Genomic DNA, 1,380 nt, shown 5'->3' on the forward strand with positions numbered 1-1,380 from the left:
ACGATTCGAGCCATACTCCTACTGAGCCGCGGTGCGCCGCGTCAACGTTCAAGGATTGGAATCATGATAGATCCGTCACAGTTCGACAGGGACCGAAGACCAGTCGATGGGCGTGAAAATCAGGAGCAAACGCGCACACTGGGGCTCCTTGTCGGAAGTGTTGACAACCCGTTCCACTCGTCCATCCTCCGGGCAGTCGAGGACACCGTCGCCTCTGAGGGCTACGCGGTTTTCGCCGCGAGCCTCGACGTCGATCCGACCCGGGAAGAGGAAATCGTTGCGGGTTTCCTGGCCCGCCGGGTCGACGGGCTCATTATTGCCCCCGTAGCCGCCAGCCAGGCCTATCTGCTTTCGGATGATCTAACCGGCACGCCCGTGGTCTTCGTCGACCGTGAACCGACCGATGTTGAAGCGGACGTCGTCGCCAGTAACAATGCGGCGGGCGCCGCTCAGGCGACGCGTCATCTGCTCCTCCGCGGTCATCGACGCATCGCCTTCCTCGGCGACCGGGAGAATATCCGAACTGCGCGCGAACGTCGGCGAGGTTTCCTAGAGGAGCTCGATAATTTCGGGGCGGCCCGAGAAGACTTCATTGTTCTCATGGACTTGCACGATGAGGAATCCGCCGCTCAGGCCACCCGCGACCTGCTTGATTCGAAAAATCCGCCGACGGCTCTCTTCACGGGCCAAAACCTGATTACAATCGGATCTCTCACCGCCCTGAGGGCCAGGAACCGGGAGAGAACGGTAGCGCTGGTGGGATTTGACGACGTCTCCCGGGCCAACCTGATGGTCCCGGGGATCACCGTTATTGCGCAGGATCCCTACCGCATCGGTGAGCTGGCCGCGCAGCGTCTCCTGGCCCGCATGAGAGGCGATACGTCACCGGGCCAGATCTACGATGTGCCCACAACGCTCATCCTCCGAGGTTCAGGCGAGATCCGACCCCGTCCCTGGTCATAAGATCACCCGCGCCTTCGCCTAAGCGACCATGCAGGTCTACCCGTCCATGCGCCCGTGACGCCCACCACCCAGTAAAGCCGTTATCTCGAGCGCGCCTCCCGACCGCACGACAGCCCTGACGTCGCCGCCCGACCGCCGAAAAAGACTATTCCACGTGACCTGTGCACCTCGACACTCGCCCTGACGGAACGGGCGCATGCTGGCAGCTCGTGCGCTGTCTCATGCAAGCAATGTGGAAGCGGCTGGCGCCGCTGCGAACTCATATGTGGAGCCGCTTCGCGGCCTGTCTTTCTGGATTTGTTGACCTTTCCGGCCGGTCATCGTAGCTCGCTCCGCGCCTTCGTTCCCAGATTCACGGACGCGGTCGCAAGCTCCCTTATTTCGCCCGAGATTCTGGGCACTACGGCTCTCCCGCTC

General features: G+C 62.2%; 1 protein-coding gene. It reads left to right on the forward strand.

What is annotated here, in order from left to right:
- Window positions 1-63 precede the first annotated feature (63 nt).
- Window positions 64-963, forward strand: a complete 900-nt coding sequence (locus JF66_RS18885; RefSeq protein WP_051973764.1) for a substrate-binding domain-containing protein — start codon at window positions 64-66, stop codon at window positions 961-963.
- Window positions 964-1,380: the final 417 nt, after the last annotated feature.

The sequence above is a fragment of the Cryobacterium sp. MLB-32 genome (assembly GCF_000738085.1).
Lineage (GTDB): Bacteria > Actinomycetota > Actinomycetes > Actinomycetales > Microbacteriaceae > Cryobacterium.